General features: G+C 72.4%; 22 protein-coding genes. 13 read left to right on the forward strand and 9 right to left on the reverse strand.

Going from position 1 to position 18590, the window contains the following annotated elements:
- Positions 1-27: 27 nt before the first annotated feature.
- From pstS to GA0070607_RS15055, 4 genes are all read right to left on the reverse strand, one after another.
- Entirely contained in the window at positions 28-1134 is a 1107-nt protein-coding gene (pstS, locus tag GA0070607_RS15040) for a phosphate ABC transporter substrate-binding protein PstS (protein WP_089018770.1), read from the reverse strand.
- 291 nt (positions 1135-1425) lie between these two features.
- Positions 1426-2352 (reverse strand): mycothiol synthase, encoded by a 927-nt coding sequence (gene mshD / locus GA0070607_RS15045; RefSeq protein WP_089018771.1) that lies wholly within the window; start codon positions 2350-2352, stop codon positions 1426-1428.
- Positions 2353-2416: 64 nt separating this feature from the next.
- Positions 2417-3247 carry a polysaccharide deacetylase family protein gene (locus tag GA0070607_RS15050; RefSeq protein ID WP_408630908.1) on the reverse strand — a complete coding sequence of 277 codons (831 nt, stop codon included), beginning with the start codon at positions 3245-3247 and terminating at the stop codon, positions 2417-2419.
- Positions 3248-3441: 194 nt separating this feature from the next.
- A complete protein-coding gene (locus GA0070607_RS15055; protein WP_197701296.1) occupies positions 3442-4161 on the reverse strand; it encodes a winged helix-turn-helix transcriptional regulator in 720 nt (239 codons plus the stop codon).
- A gap of 239 nt (positions 4162-4400) precedes the next feature.
- Between GA0070607_RS15055 and GA0070607_RS15060 the strand changes: the two genes are divergently transcribed.
- The 7 genes from GA0070607_RS15060 to GA0070607_RS15085 all read left to right on the forward strand — a co-directional run bounded on the left by GA0070607_RS15060 (position 4401) and on the right by GA0070607_RS15085 (position 9571).
- A complete protein-coding gene (locus GA0070607_RS15060) occupies positions 4401-5456 on the forward strand; it encodes a hypothetical protein (protein WP_089018774.1) in 1056 nt (351 codons plus the stop codon).
- Positions 5457-5562: 106 nt separating this feature from the next.
- Complete coding sequence (locus GA0070607_RS15065) at positions 5563-6351, forward strand: LmeA family phospholipid-binding protein (protein WP_089018775.1); 789 nt, start codon at positions 5563-5565, stop codon at positions 6349-6351.
- 106 nt (positions 6352-6457) lie between these two features.
- Complete coding sequence (locus GA0070607_RS33970) at positions 6458-6535, forward strand: Ms5788A family Cys-rich leader peptide (protein WP_310503780.1); 78 nt, start codon at positions 6458-6460, stop codon at positions 6533-6535.
- Positions 6536-6742: 207 nt separating this feature from the next.
- Positions 6743-7591: a sulfurtransferase gene (locus GA0070607_RS15070; protein WP_089018776.1), complete on the forward strand. Its 849-nt coding sequence runs from the start codon at positions 6743-6745 to the stop codon at positions 7589-7591.
- 2 nt (positions 7592-7593) lie between these two features.
- The gene (locus tag GA0070607_RS15075) at positions 7594-7914 is read left to right on the forward strand and encodes a DUF1416 domain-containing protein (RefSeq protein ID WP_089018777.1); all 321 of its coding nucleotides are present in this window, start codon (positions 7594-7596) and stop codon (positions 7912-7914) included.
- Between the two features lie 270 nt (positions 7915-8184).
- On the forward strand, positions 8185-8652 hold the full coding sequence (locus GA0070607_RS15080) for a winged helix-turn-helix domain-containing protein (RefSeq protein WP_408630909.1): 468 nt from the start codon (positions 8185-8187) through the stop codon (positions 8650-8652).
- A gap of 58 nt (positions 8653-8710) precedes the next feature.
- Positions 8711-9571, forward strand: a complete 861-nt coding sequence (locus GA0070607_RS15085) for a hypothetical protein (RefSeq protein WP_089018779.1) — start codon at positions 8711-8713, stop codon at positions 9569-9571.
- Between the two features lie 26 nt (positions 9572-9597).
- On the opposite strand, the gene GA0070607_RS15090 is transcribed toward GA0070607_RS15085, so the two are convergent.
- The 3 genes from GA0070607_RS15090 to GA0070607_RS15100 form a co-directional block, all read right to left on the reverse strand.
- The gene (locus tag GA0070607_RS15090; protein ID WP_089018780.1) at positions 9598-11634 is read right to left on the reverse strand and encodes an amylo-alpha-1,6-glucosidase; all 2037 of its coding nucleotides are present in this window, start codon (positions 11632-11634) and stop codon (positions 9598-9600) included.
- Positions 11631-12011: an SCP2 sterol-binding domain-containing protein gene (locus GA0070607_RS15095; RefSeq protein ID WP_089018781.1), complete on the reverse strand. Its 381-nt coding sequence runs from the start codon at positions 12009-12011 to the stop codon at positions 11631-11633. Before GA0070607_RS15095 ends, GA0070607_RS15090 begins: the two co-directional genes overlap by 4 nt.
- Positions 12012-12092: 81 nt before the next feature.
- On the reverse strand, positions 12093-12467 hold the full coding sequence (locus GA0070607_RS15100; protein WP_089018782.1) for a DsrE family protein: 375 nt from the start codon (positions 12465-12467) through the stop codon (positions 12093-12095).
- A gap of 12 nt (positions 12468-12479) precedes the next feature.
- On the opposite strand from GA0070607_RS15100, the gene mtfM reads away from it, so the two are divergent.
- Both mtfM and GA0070607_RS15105 read left to right on the forward strand, forming a co-directional pair.
- The gene (gene mtfM, locus GA0070607_RS33800; RefSeq protein ID WP_030327764.1) at positions 12480-12584 is read left to right on the forward strand and encodes a small membrane protein MtfM; all 105 of its coding nucleotides are present in this window, start codon (positions 12480-12482) and stop codon (positions 12582-12584) included.
- Positions 12585-12589: 5 nt separating this feature from the next.
- Positions 12590-13180, forward strand: a complete 591-nt coding sequence (locus tag GA0070607_RS15105; RefSeq protein ID WP_089021870.1) for an FABP family protein — start codon at positions 12590-12592, stop codon at positions 13178-13180.
- Between the two features lie 3 nt (positions 13181-13183).
- Here GA0070607_RS15105 and GA0070607_RS15110 read toward each other — a convergent pair whose 3' ends face one another.
- The gene (locus GA0070607_RS15110) at positions 13184-14065 is read right to left on the reverse strand and encodes an aminotransferase class IV (RefSeq protein ID WP_089018783.1); all 882 of its coding nucleotides are present in this window, start codon (positions 14063-14065) and stop codon (positions 13184-13186) included.
- 69 nt (positions 14066-14134) lie between these two features.
- Between GA0070607_RS15110 and GA0070607_RS15115 the strand changes: the two genes are divergently transcribed.
- From GA0070607_RS15115 to GA0070607_RS15130, 4 genes are all read left to right on the forward strand, one after another.
- Positions 14135-14563 carry a Fur family transcriptional regulator gene (locus GA0070607_RS15115; protein ID WP_089018784.1) on the forward strand — a complete coding sequence of 143 codons (429 nt, stop codon included), beginning with the start codon at positions 14135-14137 and terminating at the stop codon, positions 14561-14563.
- Positions 14560-15672, forward strand: coding sequence for a CAF17-like 4Fe-4S cluster assembly/insertion protein YgfZ (ygfZ, locus tag GA0070607_RS15120; RefSeq protein ID WP_089018785.1), 1113 nt, complete (start codon positions 14560-14562; stop codon positions 15670-15672). Before GA0070607_RS15115 ends, ygfZ begins: the two co-directional genes overlap by 4 nt.
- Before the next feature lie 86 nt (positions 15673-15758).
- On the forward strand, positions 15759-16586 hold the full coding sequence (locus tag GA0070607_RS15125) for a BKACE family enzyme (protein ID WP_089018786.1): 828 nt from the start codon (positions 15759-15761) through the stop codon (positions 16584-16586).
- Between the two features lie 94 nt (positions 16587-16680).
- Positions 16681-17640, forward strand: a complete 960-nt coding sequence (locus tag GA0070607_RS15130; RefSeq protein WP_089018787.1) for an asparaginase — start codon at positions 16681-16683, stop codon at positions 17638-17640.
- A gap of 51 nt (positions 17641-17691) precedes the next feature.
- Here GA0070607_RS15130 and GA0070607_RS15135 read toward each other — a convergent pair whose 3' ends face one another.
- Complete coding sequence (locus GA0070607_RS15135) at positions 17692-18489, reverse strand: alpha/beta fold hydrolase (protein ID WP_172899040.1); 798 nt, start codon at positions 18487-18489, stop codon at positions 17692-17694.
- Between the last annotated feature and the right edge of the window lie 101 nt (positions 18490-18590).

The raw sequence follows: 18590 nt of genomic DNA on the forward strand, positions 1-18590 counted from the left end.
CTCGATTCGATTGCGGAGTGGTGTCGGTCAGGAGATGTTCTTGACCGCGGCCTCGACCTTGGTGCGGACGCTCTCCGGCAGCGGGGCGTAGCCCAGCTCGGTCATGGCAGCCTGGCCCTCGGTGCTGGCCGCGTAGCCCAGCAGGCCCTTGACCAGCGGCAGCTTGTCGGCGGCGAGGCCCTTGCTGCAGACGATCTCGTACGTCGCCAGGACGATCGGGTAGGCCCCGGCCTCCTTGGTGTTGTAGTCGATCGACAGCTTGAGGTCGTCGCCCTGGCCGTCGACCTTGGCACCGGCGATGGTCTTGCCGGCCGCCTCGGCGGTCAGCGCGGCGAACTCGCCGTTGCCGTTGCCGATCTTGGTCATCTTCAGGGCGGCGTTCTCGGCGAACGACCACTCCATGTAGCCGATGGAGCCGTCGGCGCCCTTGACCGAGCTGGCCACGCCGTCCGAGCCCTTGGCGCCGGTGCCGCCCGAGGCCTTCCAGGCCTTGGCGTTGCCCAGGGTCCAGTCCGCCTCAGCGGTCTTCGAGAGGTACTTGGTGAAGTTGTCGGTGGTGCCCGACTCGTCCGAACGGTGGACGGTCTGGATGGTGGTCGCCGGGAGCTTGGCGTCCGGGTTGTCGGCCTTGATCGCCGCGTCGTCCCACTTGGTGACCTTGCCGGCGAAGATCTTCGCCAGGGTGGCCGGCTTGAGCTGGAGGTTGTCCACCCCGCTGACGTTGTAGGCGACGGCCACCGGGCCGATCACCATCGGCAGGTGGATGGCCTTGCCACCGACGCACTTGGCGTCGGCCTGCGGCTGCTCCTCCGGCTTGAGCGCGGAGTCGGAGCCGGCGAAGTCGGCGGTCCCGGCGATGAACGCCTGGATGCCGGCGCCTGAGCCGGTCGGCTCGTAGTTGATCGTCGTGCCCTGGCACTTCTGCTGGTACGCCTTGATCCACTCGGCCATGGCGTTCTTCTGCGCCGACGAGCCCTGCGCGTTCAGCGTGCCGGTAGCGCAGTCGACCGCGGCGGCCGAGCCCGAAGCGCTGGCGCCGGGAGTGGGCTCGTTGTTGTCCGAGCCGCATGCACTGAGGCCGAGCGTCGCGGCAAGAGCGAGGCCGGCAATAGCGCCGTACCGCTGGAGCTTCACCTGAGGGGTTTCCCTTCGCGTCTGACTTGGCGCCCCGATCCCGGGGGCCGAAGAACCGGCACTGACCGGCTGATACGAAAGTTAGAAGTGCCAGGTAGCCGGTTCGCCGGTCGCAAGTGAACGCAGGGTGAACACGTACGGCCCCCGAGGTGACCGCTCGCTGAGGGTGAGTTGTCCGTTAAGTGAACCCGGGTACGCCTGTCGGAACTATGGGCATATTCCGGTACGGTGTCATCTCGCCGAGGCGCGGCCGTTACCCGCCGGTGACCCGGCCGCGGCGGCGACCCCCGGTCAGCCGAGGTGGTAGTTGATGTGCGCGGACCAGCGGGCGAAGCCGAGCCGCTCGTAGAGCGCGACCGCCCCGGCGTTCGACTCGTCCACGTAGAGCATCACCCGGTCCAGTCCACGCCGGTCCCGCAGGTACGCCAGCCCGGCGGTGGTCAACGCGCGGCCGAGCCCACCGCCGTGCGCGGTCGGCTCCACGCCGAGTACGTACACCTCGCCGATCCGGGCCGACCCCGGGCGCTCGTGCACCTTCGTCCAGTGGAAGCCGAGCAGCCGGCCGCTGGCTGTCTCCTCGGCGAGCAGGAAGCCGGCCGGGTCGAACCACGGCTCGGCGAGGCGGACCCGCAGGTCTTCCGAGGTCCAGCGGCCCTGCTCGGGGTGCTCGGCGAAGGCCCGCGCGTTGAGGGCCAGCCACGCGGCGTCGTCGGCTCCCGGCCGGAATGCGCGCAGCACCACTCCGTCGGGCAGTCGTGGCTCGGCCAGCGGGGCGGCCAGTGGCCGGCGCAGTTGCCAGAGCACCCGTGCGCGGGTGAACCCGAGGTCGACCGCGAGTGCGGCGGCCGAGGGGTGGTCGCCGTGCGCCCAGGCCCGCAGTGGCCCGGTGGCCGAGGCGAGTACGCCCCGCGCCAGCGCCCGCCCGGTGCCCCGCCGCCGGTACGTGGGGTGGACCACCAGCTCCACCCCGATCCCGCCCACCGGGTCGGTCGTGTCCAGGTGCGCGTACCCGGTGAGAACGCCGTCGTCGCCGCGAGCGATCAGGTGCACGGCCGGGGCGTCCGGGTCGCGCATCCGGAGCAGGACGTGCTCGTCGAGCGGGTCCGCGCCGTCTGTGTCGCCGGCGGAACCGGCCAGAGCCAACACGTCGGCGATCTCCGCCGGAGTCAGTCGGTCGGTCCGGGTCACCTGGTCGCTGGTCGGCTCGGCGCTGCTCATCCCGTCACCGTAGCCGCAGGGAAGCGCGGTCCGCCGGGATCCCTGCCCGCGGTGCGGGGCCGGCTCACGTCGGATCGGCGGGCAGCGCCTCCAGCTCGAACCGCTGGGTCAGATCGGGCAGGATCCGGCGCAGTGCGTCCACCGTGCCCTGCCGGTCCCCACCGGCGTCGTGCAGCAGGACCACCGAGCCCGGTTCGACCTGGGTGACCACCGATGCGGCGATCTTGCCCGCGCCGGGCGCCTCCCAGTCCGACGGGTCCACCGACCAGTGCAGCGGAGTCATGCCGAGCTGCTGCGCGACCGAGACGACGGGGTAGGTCCAGGCGCCGCCGGGTTGGCGGTACCAGACGATCGGCGCGTCCGGCACCGCTGCCCGGATCGCCTCGTTGGTCCGCGACAGGTCGGCGCGGATCATGTCCGTCGACCGGTTGCCCAGCGTGACGTCGTGGTGCCAGGAGTGGTTGCACAGGGTGTGCCCATCGGCCACGATCGCCTGAATCAGATCGGGGTGGTCCTGCGCGTTCTCGCCCACCACGCAGAACGTGGCCTTCACGTCGAACTCGCGCAGCGTGGCGAGCACCTGCGGGGTGTAGCGCGGATCCGGCCCGTCGTCGAAGGTCAGCGCGAGCCGCGCGGTGCCGGTGGTGGAGTGCGCGCCGAACAGCTGGTCACCCTGGGCATCCCGCCCCGACCCGTCCTGACCCGTCTCGGTGGGGCCGCCGCTGGGGCCGGGGGTCGGAGTTCCGCTTGGTTCGTCGCCGGTGGGTTGGTCGGCGTAGTGCGGCTCGTCGGCGTTCGCGGTGACCCCGGTGGCCTGCCGTTGGGGCTGGTCGGGGACGAGGCTGCGGCCCAGCACGTACGCCGAGCCGAGCAGAGCTGCCGCCACCAACGTCACGATTCCCGCTGCCCGGACCGTCGGGTTGCCCGGCGTCACGGCTTCCGCCCGGCTGACCGGTCACGCCGGCCCGTCGCCCCCGTGGTCATTGCGCGCACCGTCGCCCCTTTCTCCGACAAACCCGGCAGTCAGAATAGAGCTGACGAGCTGCGCAAAAAGGGCATATGGGGAATCGTCCCCCGGCTGACTCGAGGTCAGACGTGCAGCGGCGCGTGCTCCGCCTCGGGCAGCGACCGCGACGGCGGAACGACGAACTTGTAACCCACCTGGCGGACGGTGCCGATCATCGACTCGTACTCCGAGCCGAGCTTCGCGCGCAGCCGCCGGACGTGCACGTCCACCGTCCGCGTGCCGCCGAAGTAGTCGTACCCCCAGACCTCGCGCAGTAGCTGGTCCCGGGTGAACACCCGGCCCGGGTGCTGCGCCAGGAACTTCAGCAGCTCGAACTCCTTGTAGGTGAGGTCGAGCGGGCGCCCCTTCAGCTTCGCGGCGTAGGTGTCCGGGTCGATGGTCAGCTCGCCGGCCCGGATCGAGCCGCCGGCGCCGGCGGTCGCGTTGCTCAGCCGGCCCACCGCGAGCCGCAGCCGCGCCTCCACCTCGGCGGGCCCCGCCGACGCGAGGATGACGTCGTCGACACCCCAGTCGGCGTTCAACGCGATCAGACCTGCCTCGGTCACCACGGCGACCAGTGGCACGCCGAGCCCGGTGGCGTGCAGCATCCGACAGGTCGCGCGGGCCTCGCTCAGCTCCGACCGCGCGTCCACCATCACCGCGTCCGGGCTGGGGCCGGCGACCAGGGTGCGGACGTCGCGCGGCGCGGTACGGACCGAGTGCGGCAGCAGGTCGAGTGCCGGCAGCACAGCGGACGGTTCCCCTGCACGTGCGGTCACCAGCAGCAGGATCTCCACGATCACCTCCGTCCCGGCGGCGCGCGGCCGCACGCGACCAGACGCACTTCGGAAAGTGCGCTGAGAAATTGCGTGGTCCCGGCGTCGCTGACGGGCGGGTAACGGCTTGAGCGTAACTGATCGCCTCGGTTGCGCCGTCGGGTCGTTTCCCGTTTGTCCTCCCTTGCCCCTGATCGTGGCGCAGGTTTTAACGCTGCCGAAACCGTGACCACCCCGTCGGGCGGTCGGTCTGGCACGATCGGGGCGTGTTTCCCTCCACCTCGCCCGACGCCGGCCGCGAGTCGTGGCCCGACGGGCCCCGCCCGGGCCCGGCCGCGCCGACCCGTGGCAACCCGCCCGCGCCGCGCACCGGGCCACCGGTCATCGACGGCGAACGCCGTGAACGGGGTGGGCCTCGCCGTGCCCGCCGTGCCGGAGAGCCGGCCCGCCGTTCCGAGGACGAGATCGACGAGCCGGAGGAGGAGGTCGTACCCCCGGTCGAGGTGCGCCGCCCGCTGGCGCTGACGATCGCCGGCTTCGCGGCGCTGCTCGGTGTCGGCCTGGTGCTCGGCGCGCAGACCTCCGGCCCCGGCCACCGGCTGCCGTTCGCCTTCATCATCTTCGGCGTCCAGTTGCTGTTCGTGCTCGCCTGGACGATGGCCATGCGCCCACCCGCGCTGCTGCTGGTCGCCGGGATCAGCGCCGCGGTCGCCGCGGTGGCCGACATCGCCGCGGTGCAGACCGACATCGCCGGCCTGGCGCCGCTGGGCTACCTGGCAGCCGGCGGGTTCCTCGCCGCGGTGCTCGGTCAACTGGTCCGCCGGGTCGACCGGGTCCGGGTCACCGACTCGCTCGGCGCCACGCTGCTCATCGTGGTCGGGGTGGTCGCCTTCGGCACCCTGATCGTGCTCAGCCGGATCCCGGCCGGCACCCAGGCGATCACGGTCTGCCTGACCGCGAGCGGAGTCGCGCTGACCGTCGCCCGGCTCACGGACGCGGTGCTGCCCTGGCCCCGGCTGGCCCCGCAGGTGCCCCGGGGCGCCGCCGGCGTGGTCGTCGGCGCGATGGTCGGCACGCTGGTCTCAGCGGTTCTCGGCAGCTACCTGGTGGCCCCCTTCACGCCCACGCGGGCCGCGGTGATCGGCCTGGTCGCGGCGGTCACCGCAGTGCTCTCCGACCTTGCCGTCGGGTACGCCGAGGCGGGCCGGCTGATGGCCGGCGAACCACCCACCATGTGGGTCGCCCGGCACATGCAGGGTCCGCTCGGCGGCTTCGCCCTGGCCGCCCCGGCCGCGTACGCCATGTGCATGCTCTTCCTGTGAGCCACGGTTGAGCCGGGAGCCGGTCGGGTAGTACGGGTACGCCGCCCTGCGGCGCCGGTACGGACGGCCCTTCGCGACGCGGCGGGCGGAGACAGGAGGCGGCGGCGTGGCCCAGGAGTATCCGGCGGACGAAGCCCGTCCCCGACGGCGCGGTCGCAAGCTGCTCGTCGGCCTGATCGTCCTGCTCGTGCTGGTGGCAGTGCTGCTGGTGATCGCCGACCGGGTGGCGGTCGGGGTGGCCGAGCGGGCCATCGCCGACCGGGTGAGCCAGGAGGTCACCAAGCAGGGCGCGCAGTCCGCCGAACCCGACGTCGAGGTCGGCGGGACTCCGTTCCTCACCCAGGTGCTCGACGGTCGGTACCAGCGGATCTCCATCAAGTTGCGGGACGTGCAGGCCTCGGTGGAGGGCGACGCCCTGCGGCTGCCGGTGTTGGATGTGGACGCCCGTAACGTGCGGGCGTCGCTGGACACCCTGCGCACCGGTCAGGGCGACGTCGTGGCGGACACCGTCGACGGCACCGGCACGATCAGCTACGACAGTCTCGCCGCGTTGCTGGACCGGCCCGGGCTCACCCTCGGCGAGCAGGGCGGCAAGCTCGCGGTCACCGCCCCGGTCGACATCCTCGGCCAGAAGCTCACCGTCAGCGGCACCGCCGACGTCACAGTCGCCGAGAGTGGCGCCGTCGCCCTGCGTTTCAATGACCTGGACGCCGCGGGCCTGCCGAACCTGCCGCTGGCCCGCACCCTGCTGAACAACTACGCCAAGGGCATCTCCGTCGACGTGCCCCTGCCCGATCTGCCGTTCCAGCTTGCCGTCCGGGAGGTCCGGCCGCTGCCCGAGGGCCTGGCGGTCACCGCCGACGCGAAGAACGTGCCGATCAACTCCGCAGGTTGAGCGGGCCGCCGGCGATCAGATGCCGAGCCTGCCGGGCGCCCGGGCGATTCCCGGATGCTGGTCGGTCAGGTGGCAGGCCCCGCACTGGCTGGTAGGCTCCCTGGCCATGGGGACCCACCTCACCAAACGGCGCGCGGTCGACCTGTGCCGCGTGGCCACCTGCCTGTGTCGCCCCGTCATCTGACGGCGGGGCTGTTTCCGGCCGCCTGACGGCGGCCACCGGCACGCAGGGTCCTTCCACCCTCCGGTGATCCCACCGAAAGCCCGGCAGCGGCGCCGTCGCACGAACCCGTGATCCCGTCCTTCCGCTGGGTCCCGCGCGTGGTGCGACAGTTACATCCATCGATCTCGCGCGTTGGCTCACCATCCATCCTCACCAGGGAGTGATTCGATGAGTCGCGACACCGCACTCGTTTCGGCCGAGTGGGCCGAGAAGAACCTCGACGCCCCGGGCGTCGTCTTCGTCGAGGTCGACGAGGACACCTCGGCCTACGACACCGGCCACATCGCCGGTGCGATCAAGATCGACTGGAAGACCGACCTGCAGGATCCGGTCCGCCGGGACTTCGTCAACAAGACCCAGTTCGAGGCGCTGCTCTCCGGGCGGGGCATCAGCAACGACGACACCGTCATCCTGTACGGCGGCAACAACAACTGGTTCGCCGCGTACGCCTACTGGTACTTCAAGCTCTACGGCCACCGCGACGTGAAGCTGCTCGACGGCGGTCGCAAGAAGTGGGAGCTGGACGCCCGCCCGCTCGTCACCGAAACGGTGACCCGCCCGGCGACGCAGTACGTCGCGCAGGAGCCGGACACCTCCATCCGGGCCTTCCGCGATGAGGTCGTCGACGCCATCGGCACCAAGAACCTGGTCGACGTGCGCAGCCCCGACGAGTTCGCCGGTCGGCTGCTCGCCCCCGCCCACCTGCCGCAGGAGCAGGCGCAGCGGGCCGGTCACATCCCCACCGCGATCAGCGTCCCGTGGTCCAAGGCGGCCAACGAGGACGGCACCTTCCGGTCCGACGACGAGCTCCGCAAGATCTACGGCGACGCCGGCCTCGACGACAGCAAGGAGACCATCGCCTACTGCCGGATCGGCGAGCGCTCCTCGCACACCTGGTTCGTCCTGCAGGAGCTGCTGGGCCACCGCAACGTCAAGAACTACGACGGATCCTGGACCGAGTACGGCTCGCTGGTCGGCGTGCCGGTCGCGCTCGGCGACGAGCCAGGGGAGGCCTGATCATGACCGCTCCCACTGCTGCGGGTTGCGCCGCGCCCGACCAGGCCGCGCCCCTGCCGGCCAGCCTGGACCTGGAGAAGGAAACGGTGATCACCGGCATCGTGCGCTCGGCGGCGGACGAGGCGGTGCCCGGCGCGTACGTCCGGCTGCTCGACTCGACCGGTGAGTTCACGGCTGAGGTCGTCACCTCGGCGGCCGGGCAGTTCCGGTTCTTCGCCGCGCCGGGTGCCTGGACGCTGCGGGCGCTCTCCCGGCACGGCAACGGCGACACCGCCGTCACCGCCGGTCGGGGCATCAACGAGGTCAGCGTCACCGTCGCCTGACAGCCCAACCTCTGCCCGGCCCGGAGCCGGTCACCCTCATGGGTGACCGGCCCCGGCCGCTCCTGAAGGGTTCAGTAGGCCGCCGCCTGTCGATAACGTCGTTCAGTAGCTGGCCGGTGACGTGGCGCAATTCTGATCGTGGACAGCCCCCCGGAATCCATCGGCATGCGTCACTATCGTCGGGTGGAAGTCACGCTCAATACGGTTGGTGCGGGTGGAGGCGGCGTGTCCGGTGAAGAGGTCCCGATCGTCGTCTGCGTGAGCGCGGACGTGTCGATGCGCGAGCGCGTGGTGCGCCAGCTCGACGGGGTCGGTCCGGTGGTGAGCTGCGCCGACCTGAGCGAGCTGCGGGCGATGTTGCTCCCGTCACCGCCACGGGATGCAGCCCTGACCGTCGCGCCGGTCAGCCCACCCGCGGCCCAGCATGGGCCGGTCAGCTGGGGTGAGCTGGTCGTCGACCGCGCCGGGCATCTGGTCACCTGGTGCGGCGATCCGCTCCCGCTCACCCGCACCGAGCGGGAGTTGCTCGCCCGGCTGATCGGCCCGCCGCTGGTGGTGTGGAGCTACGAACAGCTCTTCGCCGCGGTCTGGGACAGCGCGTACCTGGGGGACACCGCGATCCTGCACTCCGCAGTCAAGCGACTCCGGCAGAAGCTGCGCGGCCTGCCGGGCGGGCCGCGGGTGCACACCGTGCGGGGGGTCGGGTACCGCATCGATCCGCCGCCCCGGCACGCCTGACGGCCAGCTCGCCCGACGCCGTCGATCGCCGCCGGACCGCCCGTGACACCATGGCCGGGTGAGCGGAGCTGTCCGGACGGGGTGGGCCCCGTCGACCGGTCCCGCCGCCCCGGCACCTGCCCGGCGGCGGCGCTGGCTGCTGGTCGCGACCGCGGTCTGGGCCGTACTGCTGGCCGTGCTCGCCTGGACGTCGGTCCGCGACGACGCACCGACCGTGCGGGAGCAGCGCTCCCTCGACCAGGCCGGTCCGGTGGTCGACCGGGCGGTCGGCGAGCTGGCCCGGGCGTCCGGCGTGGCCGGGCTGCTGGAGCTGGGGCCGGCCCGGGTCGAGTCGGGCTGCCGCGTCACCCCGTTCGCCGACGGCGCCACGCTGCGGCGTGAGGTCGGCGTGCTCGCGGCCGCCGGCACCGAGCGGGCCGTGCTGTCCGGGATCGCCGACCGACTTCCCGCGAGCTGGCGGGCCGGCGTCGGGCCCGGGCTGGACGGCCCGGAGTTGCGCGCCGACGCCGGGGAGTTCGTCGCCGTCGAGGGCCGGCCGACCGGGGACGGTCGGATCCGTTTGACCGTCGACACCGGCTGCCGGCCGGTCGGCTCCGGCTACGCGCCGTCACCGGCCACCGACGCCGGCCCGGAGACCGCCGCCCTGACGGCCGCGCTGCGAGCGCTCGGCCAGCCCGCCGGCGCCGCCCCGGAGTTGGTCACCGCGCCCTGTCCGGGCGGCATGCTGGCCCGTACCGCACGGTTCGCCGCCAGCCCCGGCGCGGCCGGGTCTGCGGGCGGGCTCACCCCGCTGGCCGGCAACGCCCCACTGCTGGACAACCCCCCGGTGTACGCGTACCGCGCGGGCCCGGTCACGGTGCTGGCCGAACTCAGGCCGGACGCCGCCCGGCTGGCCGCCACCGTCGGCTGCCCGGGCTGATCCCGCCAGGTCGGCCCGTCCGGCGGCTACTCCGGGTCGCGACTGCGGCCCAGCGCGTCGACCCGACCCCATCGACCGGGAATGTCCAGCAATTCGATCCGGCCCATGCCGGGTGGCACGGACGGATCGATGATCAGGTGCTCGCCCTGCGGCTCCAGCCCCAGCATCACCCGCAGCAGCAGCAGTGGGGTGCCGGTCGACCAGGCCTGCGGGCTGCACGCGGTCGGGTACTCCACCGGGTAGTCGGTGAGGTCACGGGCGTAGCCGGCGAACGCTTCCGGCAGCCGCCCGTCGAAGTAGCGCGAGGCGGCCAGCATGGCGTCGCAGATCTGCCCGGCCTCGTCCCGGAAGCCGTACCGCCACAGCCCCCAGGCGATGATCGAGTTGTCGAACGGCCAGACGGTGCCCACGTGGTAGCCGATCGGGTTGTACCGGCTCTGGTCCTCGGCGAGGGTCCGCACCCCCCAGCCGGAGAACAGTCGCGGCCCGAGCAGGTGCTCGACCACCTTGCCGGCCCGGGACTCGTCGACGATGCCGCTCCAGAACAGGTGTCCGATGTTCGACGACAGTGCGTCGACCTGCCGGCCGTCGGCGTCCAGGGCGAGCGCGTAGTAGCCGCGGTCGGCGATCCAGAAGTCGTGGTTGAACCGCTGCTTGAGGCTGGCCGCCTCCCGCTCCAGCCGGTCGGCGTAGGCCGGGTCCCCCCAGAACGTCCGGGCCAGCCGGGCGGCCCGGATCTTCGCGTCGTACGCGTAGCCCTGTAGCTCGCAGGTGGCTCGGGGGAAGCCGGGCATCCGACCGTCGGCGTACGAGATCGAGTCCGAGGAGTCCTTCCAGCACTGGTTCCCCAGGCCGGTCTCCGGGTTGCGGGTCTGGTACCAGAGGTAGCCGGTGCCGAGCAGGTCGCCGTAGGTGTCGATCCAGTTCAGCGCCGCGCGGACATGCGGCTCCAACCGCCGGATCAGCTGGGCGTCGCCGGTCCAGCGCTCGTACTCGTCGAGCAGGATGATGAACAGTGGTGTCGAGTCGGCCGATCCGTAGTACGGCGAGTGTGGCTGCTCCTCGAAACCGGCCGTCTCCCCGTATCGCAGTTCGTGCAGGATCTTGCCCGGCTCCTCGTCGCGGAAGTCGTCCACCCGGTGCCCCTGCAACCCGGCCAGCATCAGGATGGTCGGCGGGATCAGCTCCGGCAGGAACGGCAGCACCTGCAACGAGGTGATGATGCTGTCCCGGCCGAACAGGGTCATGAACCACGGCAACCCGGCGGCGAGCAGCCGCACGCCCAGGGCGATCGACTCGTAGCGCAGCGCGGCCAGGTCGTTGAGGCTGCGCCGGTACGCCCCGGCCAACGGCTCACAGTCGCAGCCGAGCTTCGGCGCGCGGTCGATCAGCTCCTGCTGCTCGGCGCGGATGGCGTCCGCGCTGCGGCTGCCGCCGTACGGCAGGGTGGCCCGGATGTCCTCCCCCCGCGCCCCGTAGACGATTGTGGACACGTGCAGGGTGGTGGTCCATTCGCTGTTCCGCGGCACCCGGATCCGGAAGGTCATTCCGGCGGCGTCGACAATTGCCGGCGTGCTCGAGCTGATCACCGTCTCGCGGTGGAACGCCTCCCGCCGGTAGGTCAGCCGCAGCTCCCTGTCGGTTACCGAGGTGGTCGTCCGACCGACCTTCTGCCGGGCGTTCTTGATTTCGAAGAGGTCGGCGAAGTCGGCCGCCATCTCGATCCGGACGGTGAACTCGACCTCCTCGCCGGCGTGGTTCAGGATGGTCAGCTCCTCCTCGAAGCCGCCCACGATCGCCCGGTTGCGAATCACCGACGTCCTGGCGTCCAGGTAGTGCGTCGGTTCACCGGGGGCCAGGAAGAACCGGGTCCGGTACGACTCGGCGTCGTCCATCGAGAGGACGTGTAGCCGCTCGCCGTTCACGGTCAGCACCCAGTTGGAGAGGAAGCGGGTGTCGAAGGAGAACAGCCCGGTCGGGAAGTCGTAGGACGGCTCGATGTCTCCCGTCCGGTCGCTGACCAGGAAGGTGTTGCCGTCCAGGATGCTGACCAGATCCTTCACGCCTGCCGCCCGGCCTGTTCCCGGGCCACCTCGCGCGGGTCGCGGGTGCCCGGTGGGTCCGGGAAGAAACGCCGAAAGGCCAGGAAGAGCACCACGTTCCCGCTGAACGTGCTTTCGTTGCGCAGCACCGCCGCGACCCCCTGGGCCTCGCCGGTCACCAGACGATCGAACAGCGCCATGCTGCTGTACCAGATGGCGTCGGCCGGCCCGCGATGACGGCTGACGTGGACCGCCCCCGGCCGCATGCGGACCAGCCAGTGCTCGGTCACGTTGTCGGTGCCGAGGTCGATCTGAAGGGTGCCGTCGGCCAGGCCGACGAGGATTTCCGGGGCGCGCGCCGGCAGTGATTCGAAGAACCTCTCCGTCACCTCGGTCACAACCGAATCGTAGGCAGCCGTCCGAGATGTCGGGTCGGTATCCGCACTCCGCCCCCACCGGCCGCCCAGCCGCGCAACCGGTCAGTAGACCAGTGCCTGCGCTCCCTCGGCCAGGGACTCCTCAACGAAGACCGCGGCGCCGGCGATCCGGACGCCGGGCAGCACGTCGTCCGGCCCGATCTGCCGGCGCGCCGCGCACTGGGTGCAGGCGGTCACCCTGCCGCTCGTGAGGATGACGTGCAGCAGCTCGGCCAGCGGCGCCGAATGCGGCAGCTCGAACTCCTGGGCGCGGCCGGGCAGCGCGAACCAGGTCGACTCGCCGGTCAGCCAGAGCGACACGTCCACCCCGGCCGCGACCGCGGTCGCGGCGACCGTGAACGCCTGTGCGCACCGCTCCGGGGCGTCCGCCCCAGCGGTGGCCTTGACGACGAGAGAACGGGCCATGGGGCCCAGCATAGGATGGTCGGGATGGTTACCGAGATCGGGTTCGTCAGCCTGCTGGTCGCCGGCCTGGGCGGGCTCGCCGGTGGCCTGGTCTACCTCGCCGTACGCATATCGAGAGGACGTTGGTGACGCTGGTGAGCGACGAGAACCCGCTGCAGCCCCCGTGGCTGAACGCGCCGCCGGTCGACCCGTACCCGTTCGAGGAGAGTCACGACCTGCGGGTCGGGCCGAAGCTGCATCCCGCCTTGGACGGCCTGCTGCCCTACATCGGGCTGTGGCGCGGCCGGGGCAAGGGCGGTTTCCCCACCATCGAGGACTTCGACTACGCGCAGGAGATCCGGATCAGCCACGACGGTCGGCCGTTCCTGCACTACGAGTCGCGGGCCTGGATCCTCGACGAGCAGAGCCAGCCGGTCCGCCCGGCCGGACGCGAGGTCGGCTGGTGGCGGCCGGTGCTGGTGGACGGCCGGGCCACCGACGAGCTGGAGGCCCTGCTGACCACCCCGACCGGGGTGATGGAGCTGCACCTGGGCAAGCGCACCGGCACCCAGGTCGAGTTCGCCACCGACGCGGTGGTCCGGACGGCGACCGCCAAGGAGGTGACCGGCGGGCACCGGCTCTTCGGCATCGTCGAGGGTGCGCTGCTCTACGCCCAGGAGATGGCCGCGATGGGGCACCCGCTCAGCGCCCACCTCTCCGCCCGGCTCGTTCGGGTCGGCGGCTGACCCTCAGGCGACGGCGAAACCCAGCAGAGCGTGCAGGGCGGGGGTGTGCGGGGACCGGTCGCGGCGCATCCCGTCCAGGGTGTGCACCTCGGTGATCCCGCGCACCGACGAGCTGAACCAGATGCCGTCTGCCCCGTGCAGTTCGGCCGGGGTGACCATCCGTTCGGCGGCGGCCAGGCCCAGCTCGCCGGCGTGCCCGAGCAGCCAGGCGGCTGTCGTACCGGGCAGGATGCCGGTGGTGGCGGCGGGCACGGTGCAGAGCGTGTCGCCGGTGAGCCACACCACGTTGGCGGTCGGGCCCTCCAGCGCGTACCCGTCCGACGAGATCCAGAGCACGTCGTCCACCCCGGCCCGGTGGGCCCAACGGCGGGCGGCGCTGTTGACCGCGTACGAGGTCGACTTGATCCCGGCCGGCAGCCATTCCAGCCCCGTGCGCGCGTCGGCGGGCACCCCCAGCGGCAGGGTCGCCACACTGATCCCGTCCCGGCGGGCCGCGCGGGACGACGCCGGCACCTCGGCCAGGGTGGCGTAGACGGTCGGTGGGCCGCCGACCTCCCGGCCCCGGGTGCAGACCAGCCGCAGAGCCCCCTCCACCTGCACCGGCCACCCCGCGCGCACCGTGTCGAGCAGCTCGATCAGCGCGGCGACGGGTGGCAGGGGCAGCTCGACGGCGGCAGCCGCAGCGGCCAGCCGGGCCAGGTGCTCGTCGCGCAGCCACGGCTGGCCCCGGCGCAGATGCATGGTCTCGAAGAGGCCGTCGCCGCGGAGCACGCCGAGGTCGTCGCCGCGCAGCACGGGCTCACTGGTCGGGACCGGGGCGCGCCCGAGCATGGCGATCCGCGCGGTCGTATCGGCCGCGACCTTTCCGACGGACGACAGCACCATGACCGTCGAGCGTAGCGGCGGTCCGTCGGCGTGCGGAGGTTGGCATGGTTGCCGAACTATGATCGGACGGTGTCCGAATCCTCCCTCGCGGAAATGCTCCGGGCCCGTGGGCTGCGGCTGACGGCCCAGCGGCAGCTCGTGCTCCAGGCGGTGCTCGATCTGGGCCACGCCACCCCGGAGCAGGTGCACACCGCGGTCCGGGAGGTCGCCGCCGGCGTCAACATCACCACCATCTATCGCACGCTGGAGCTGCTGGAACGGCTCGGCCTGGTGACCCACACCCATCTCTCGCACGGCTCGCCGACCTACCACGCGGCCGGTGAGCACCAACACGTCCACCTGGTCTGCCGGGAGTGCGGCGCGATCGACGAGATCGATCCGGAGCTGCTCCGTCCGCTCGCCGACCAGTTGGCCGCGCAACGGGGGTTCCGGGTGGACATCGGGCACGTGTCGCTCTTCGGCGTCTGCGAACGCTGCGAGAACGGGGACCAGAAATGATCGACATCGCGGGAGCGGTGGCCGTCGAGAGCATCGACGAGGCCAGCCGCGACCAGCCGGAGCCGGCGCACGCCGCGGCCGGCGTGCGGGGGGTGGCCGCGCACTACGGCGACCCGCTGCGCGAGCAGCGCATCCTGGACACCGAGGTCGGCCTGGTCGACCGGTCGCACCGGGGAATCATCGCGGTGCCCGGGGAGGAACGGGCCGGTTGGCTGCACACGATCACCTCGCAGCACCTGGCGACTCTGGCCGCCGGCGAGGGCACCGAGCTGCTGGTGCTCTCCCCGCACGGGCACGTCGAGCAGCACGCCCTGGTCGCCGAGGACGGCGAGACCACCTGGCTGGACACCGAGCCGGGCGCGACCGCCGACCTGCTGGCGTACCTGGAGAAGATGCGGTTCTTCAGCAAGGTCGAGCCCCGCGACGCCACCGGTGAGCGGGCTCTGCTGTCGCTGGTCGGACCGGCGGCGCCGGACGCGCTGGGCACGCTCGGCGTGACCGGGCTGGCGGCACCGGACCTGGTCGCGGTACCGGGCCCGAAGTTCGCCGCCGGCGCCGTGCCGCCCCGCGCGACCGTCCGCTACGACGTACGACCGCTGCCCGTCGGCGGCTGGGCCCGGCGCGGCCCGCTCGGGGTGGATCTGCTGGTCCCGCGATCCGCGATGGACCAGGTGGTGGCGGAACTGCGCGGCGCGGGTGTGCCGGTCGCGGGGCTCTGGGCGTACGAGGCGATCCGGGTGGCCGCCCGGCGGCCCCGGGTCGGGGTGGACACCGACCACCGGACCATCCCGGCGGAGGTGGACCTGATCGGCCCGGCGGTGCACCTGGACAAGGGCTGCTACCGGGGGCAGGAGACGGTGGCCCGGGTGCACAACATGGGCCGACCGCCGCGCCGCCTGGTGCTGCTGCACCTGGACGGGGTGACCACCGACCAGCCGCCGACCGCCGGCACGCCGGTGACCCTCGACGGCCGGACCGTCGGCTTCGTCGGCACCGCCGTGCTGCACCACGAGCTCGGCCAGATCGCGCTCGCGGTGCTGAAGCGGAACGTCCCGGAGGACGCCGTGCTGCTGATCGGTGAGACGGCGGCGGCGATCGACCCCCTGTAAGGAAGGGCCCCTTGTTAACGCCTGGTGTATAGGAAGGGACCCTTCCTAACGCTGGCGATCGACAGGGGCCGTCTAGGATCGCCGGCATGACGACAGGGACGTTGATCACGGTGGCCCCGACCGGCGCGGAGTCGGCCAAGGCGGAGGTGCCAGCGCTGCCGGTGACGCTCGACGAGCTGCTGCGCACCGCCAAGGAGTGTGAGGCGCTCGGCGCCGCCGTGATCCACGTCCACATCCGCGACGACGCGGCGCGGCCGACCCTCGACCCGGCGCGCCTGCGGGAGACGGTGGCGGCGCTGCGGGAGGGCACCGACCTGATCGTGCAGCTCTCCTCCGGCGGTGCGGTGACCGACCCGGAAGCTTCCCGGCTCGCCGTGCTCGACGCCGGGCCGGACATGGCCTCGTGCACCATGGGCACTGTCAACTTCGGCGACGACGTCTTCCTCAACCGCTGGGAGTTCATCGTCGACCTGCACACGCGGATGCAGGAGCGGGGGATCGTGCCGGAGTACGAGATCTTCGACCTCGGCCACCTGTCCGCGTTGCAGCGGCTGCTCGGCAAGTACGGACCGCCGGCCGGTGGGCACGTGCACGTCGACTTCGTGATGGGTGTGCCGGGCGGCATGCCGGGCACCACCGAGACATTGGTGGCGGCGCACCGGATGCTGCGTGACCTGCCCGAGGGCACCACCTTCTCGGCCACCGGCATCGGCCGCAGCACGATTCCGGTCATGCTGGCCTCGCTGTCGACAGGTGGGCACCTGCGGGTCGGAATGGAGGACACCGTGACGTACGCCAAGGGCCGCCCGGTGGAGTCCAACATGCAACTGGTCGCCCGCGCGGTCGGCTTCGCCCAGCTCGCCCAGCGTCCCCCGCTGACCACCGCCGAGGCTCGCGAGCTGCTGGGGCTGTAAGGCCGAGCCCGTCCGGCGCCCCTGTCACCCGGGCGGTGGACGACCAGGTCACCCCGCCGACGGGCACCCGCGGACCGTCGGTACCGTCCAGCACGTGGGAAAGACGTACGAGGGCGGCGCGCCGCTCGCCGAGGTGGTCCGGTCCGGGTTCGTCGAGGGTATGCATCGCGGCTCGGTGGTGGTGCTGGACGCCGTCGGTGTTCCGGTGGCCGCCGCCGGGGACGTGACCGCACCGATCTTTCCCCGCTCGGCCAGCAAGCCGATGCAGGCGATCGGGATGCTTCGCGCCGGCCTGCCGCTGACCGACCCGGCCGACCTGGCGCTGGTGTCGGCGAGCCACGCGGGTGAGGAGTTCCACCTGGCTCGGGTCGGCGCGTTGCTGGACCGGGCCGGGCTGGACGCTTCGGCCCTGCACTGCCCGCCCGACCTGCCGGTGGGGGCGGCGGCCCGCGAGGCGGTGCTGCGCGCCGGCGGTGGCCCGACCCGGGTGCAGATGAACTGCTCCGGCAAGCACAGCGGCATGCTGCTGACCTGTCAGGCGGCCGGGTGGCCGCTGGACGGCTACTGGCGGCCGGAGCACCCGTTGCAGCAGCGGCTGCGGGCGGCCATCGAGGAGTTCACAGCTGAGCAGGCGGCGGCGGTGGGAGTGGACGGCTGTGGAGCTCCGGTGCTCGCGGTGTCGCTGACCGGCCTGGCCGGGGCGTACCTCCGGCTCGTCGACGCCGAACCCGGCTCGGTGCCGCGCACGGTGGCCGATGCCATGCGCGCCCACCCGGAGATCGTCGGCGGCACCCGGGCCGACGACACCCGGCTGATGCGCGGCGTACCGGGACTGCTGGCCAAGGTCGGTGCCGAGGGCGTGATCGCGGTGGGGCTGCCGGGCGTCGGCGCCGTCGCGTTGAAGATCGACGACGGCGCCGACCGGGCCAGGATGCCGGTGCTGGTCTCCGCGCTGCGCCGGCTCGGCGTGGACGCCCCGGTGCTGGCCGAGTACGCCGAGCTGCCGCTCTTCGGCGGCGGGGTACCGGTCGGCACGGTCCGTCCGCTCTGGTGACCGCCGACCCGCCGGTCCTGTCTGCCGGGCCGGCGGGCGGAGCCGGGTGGGTCAGTTCAGGAAGTCGAGCAGGGCGGCGTTGACCGGCTCGGGGCGCTCCAGCGGCAGCAGGTGCGCCGCGTCCGGCACGTCGGGCAGGCGTACCGCGCCGGGTACCTCGGCCGCGATCCGGTCGGCGAGGCGGCTGATGTCGGGCACGTCGGCGGCTCCCGCGGTGACCAGGACGGGCATCCGCAGCTCGCCGAGGCGGCCGATCGCCGGCGGCGTCAGCTCGCCCACCTCCACCGCGCCGAGCGCCAACTCGGCGGCGAGCGCGCGCTGGTCCATCTCCTGGGCGAACGCGATGAGCGCGGGGTCGACGTCGGCCGGCTGGCGACCGGGGCCGACCACCCAGAACCGAACCTCGCCGGCCGCCCCGGCGACGAAGTCGTCGGGGTCGACCTCGCCGACCAGGCCGTCCCAGAGGTCATTGGCCTCCTCGGACCACTCGTTCCCGGAGACTGCCGTGTCGAACAGCGCGAGCGCGCTCACCCGGTCCGGGTGGGCCAGCGCGGTGTCGATGGCGACCGACCCGCCGAAGGAGCAGCCGACCAGGGCGGCCCGGGGCAGGTCGAGTGCGTCCAGCAGGCCGGCCACGTCGTCGTGGTGGGCGAACGGCGCCGGAGGCAGCTCGGAGTCGCCGTAGCCGCGCAGGTCCGGGACGATCACCCGGTGCCGGGCGGCGAGCGCGGGCAGTTGGCTCCGCCACATCCGCCGGTCGGCGATGCCGGCGTGCAGCAGCACGACGGGCGAACCGGTGCCGGCCTCGTCGTACGCGATGACTGCTCCGTTGACTGTGATCTTGTGCACGGACGGACGGTACGGATCGCGCGCGCGGCACGCAAGCAGGATGTTGAGACCTTGCTAACTCTGGCTAGCGTTTTGCTTGCAAGAGTTAGCAAGGGCGGTTA

It is taken from the genome of Micromonospora coriariae (assembly GCF_900091455.1).
GTDB lineage: Bacteria > Actinomycetota > Actinomycetes > Mycobacteriales > Micromonosporaceae > Micromonospora > Micromonospora coriariae.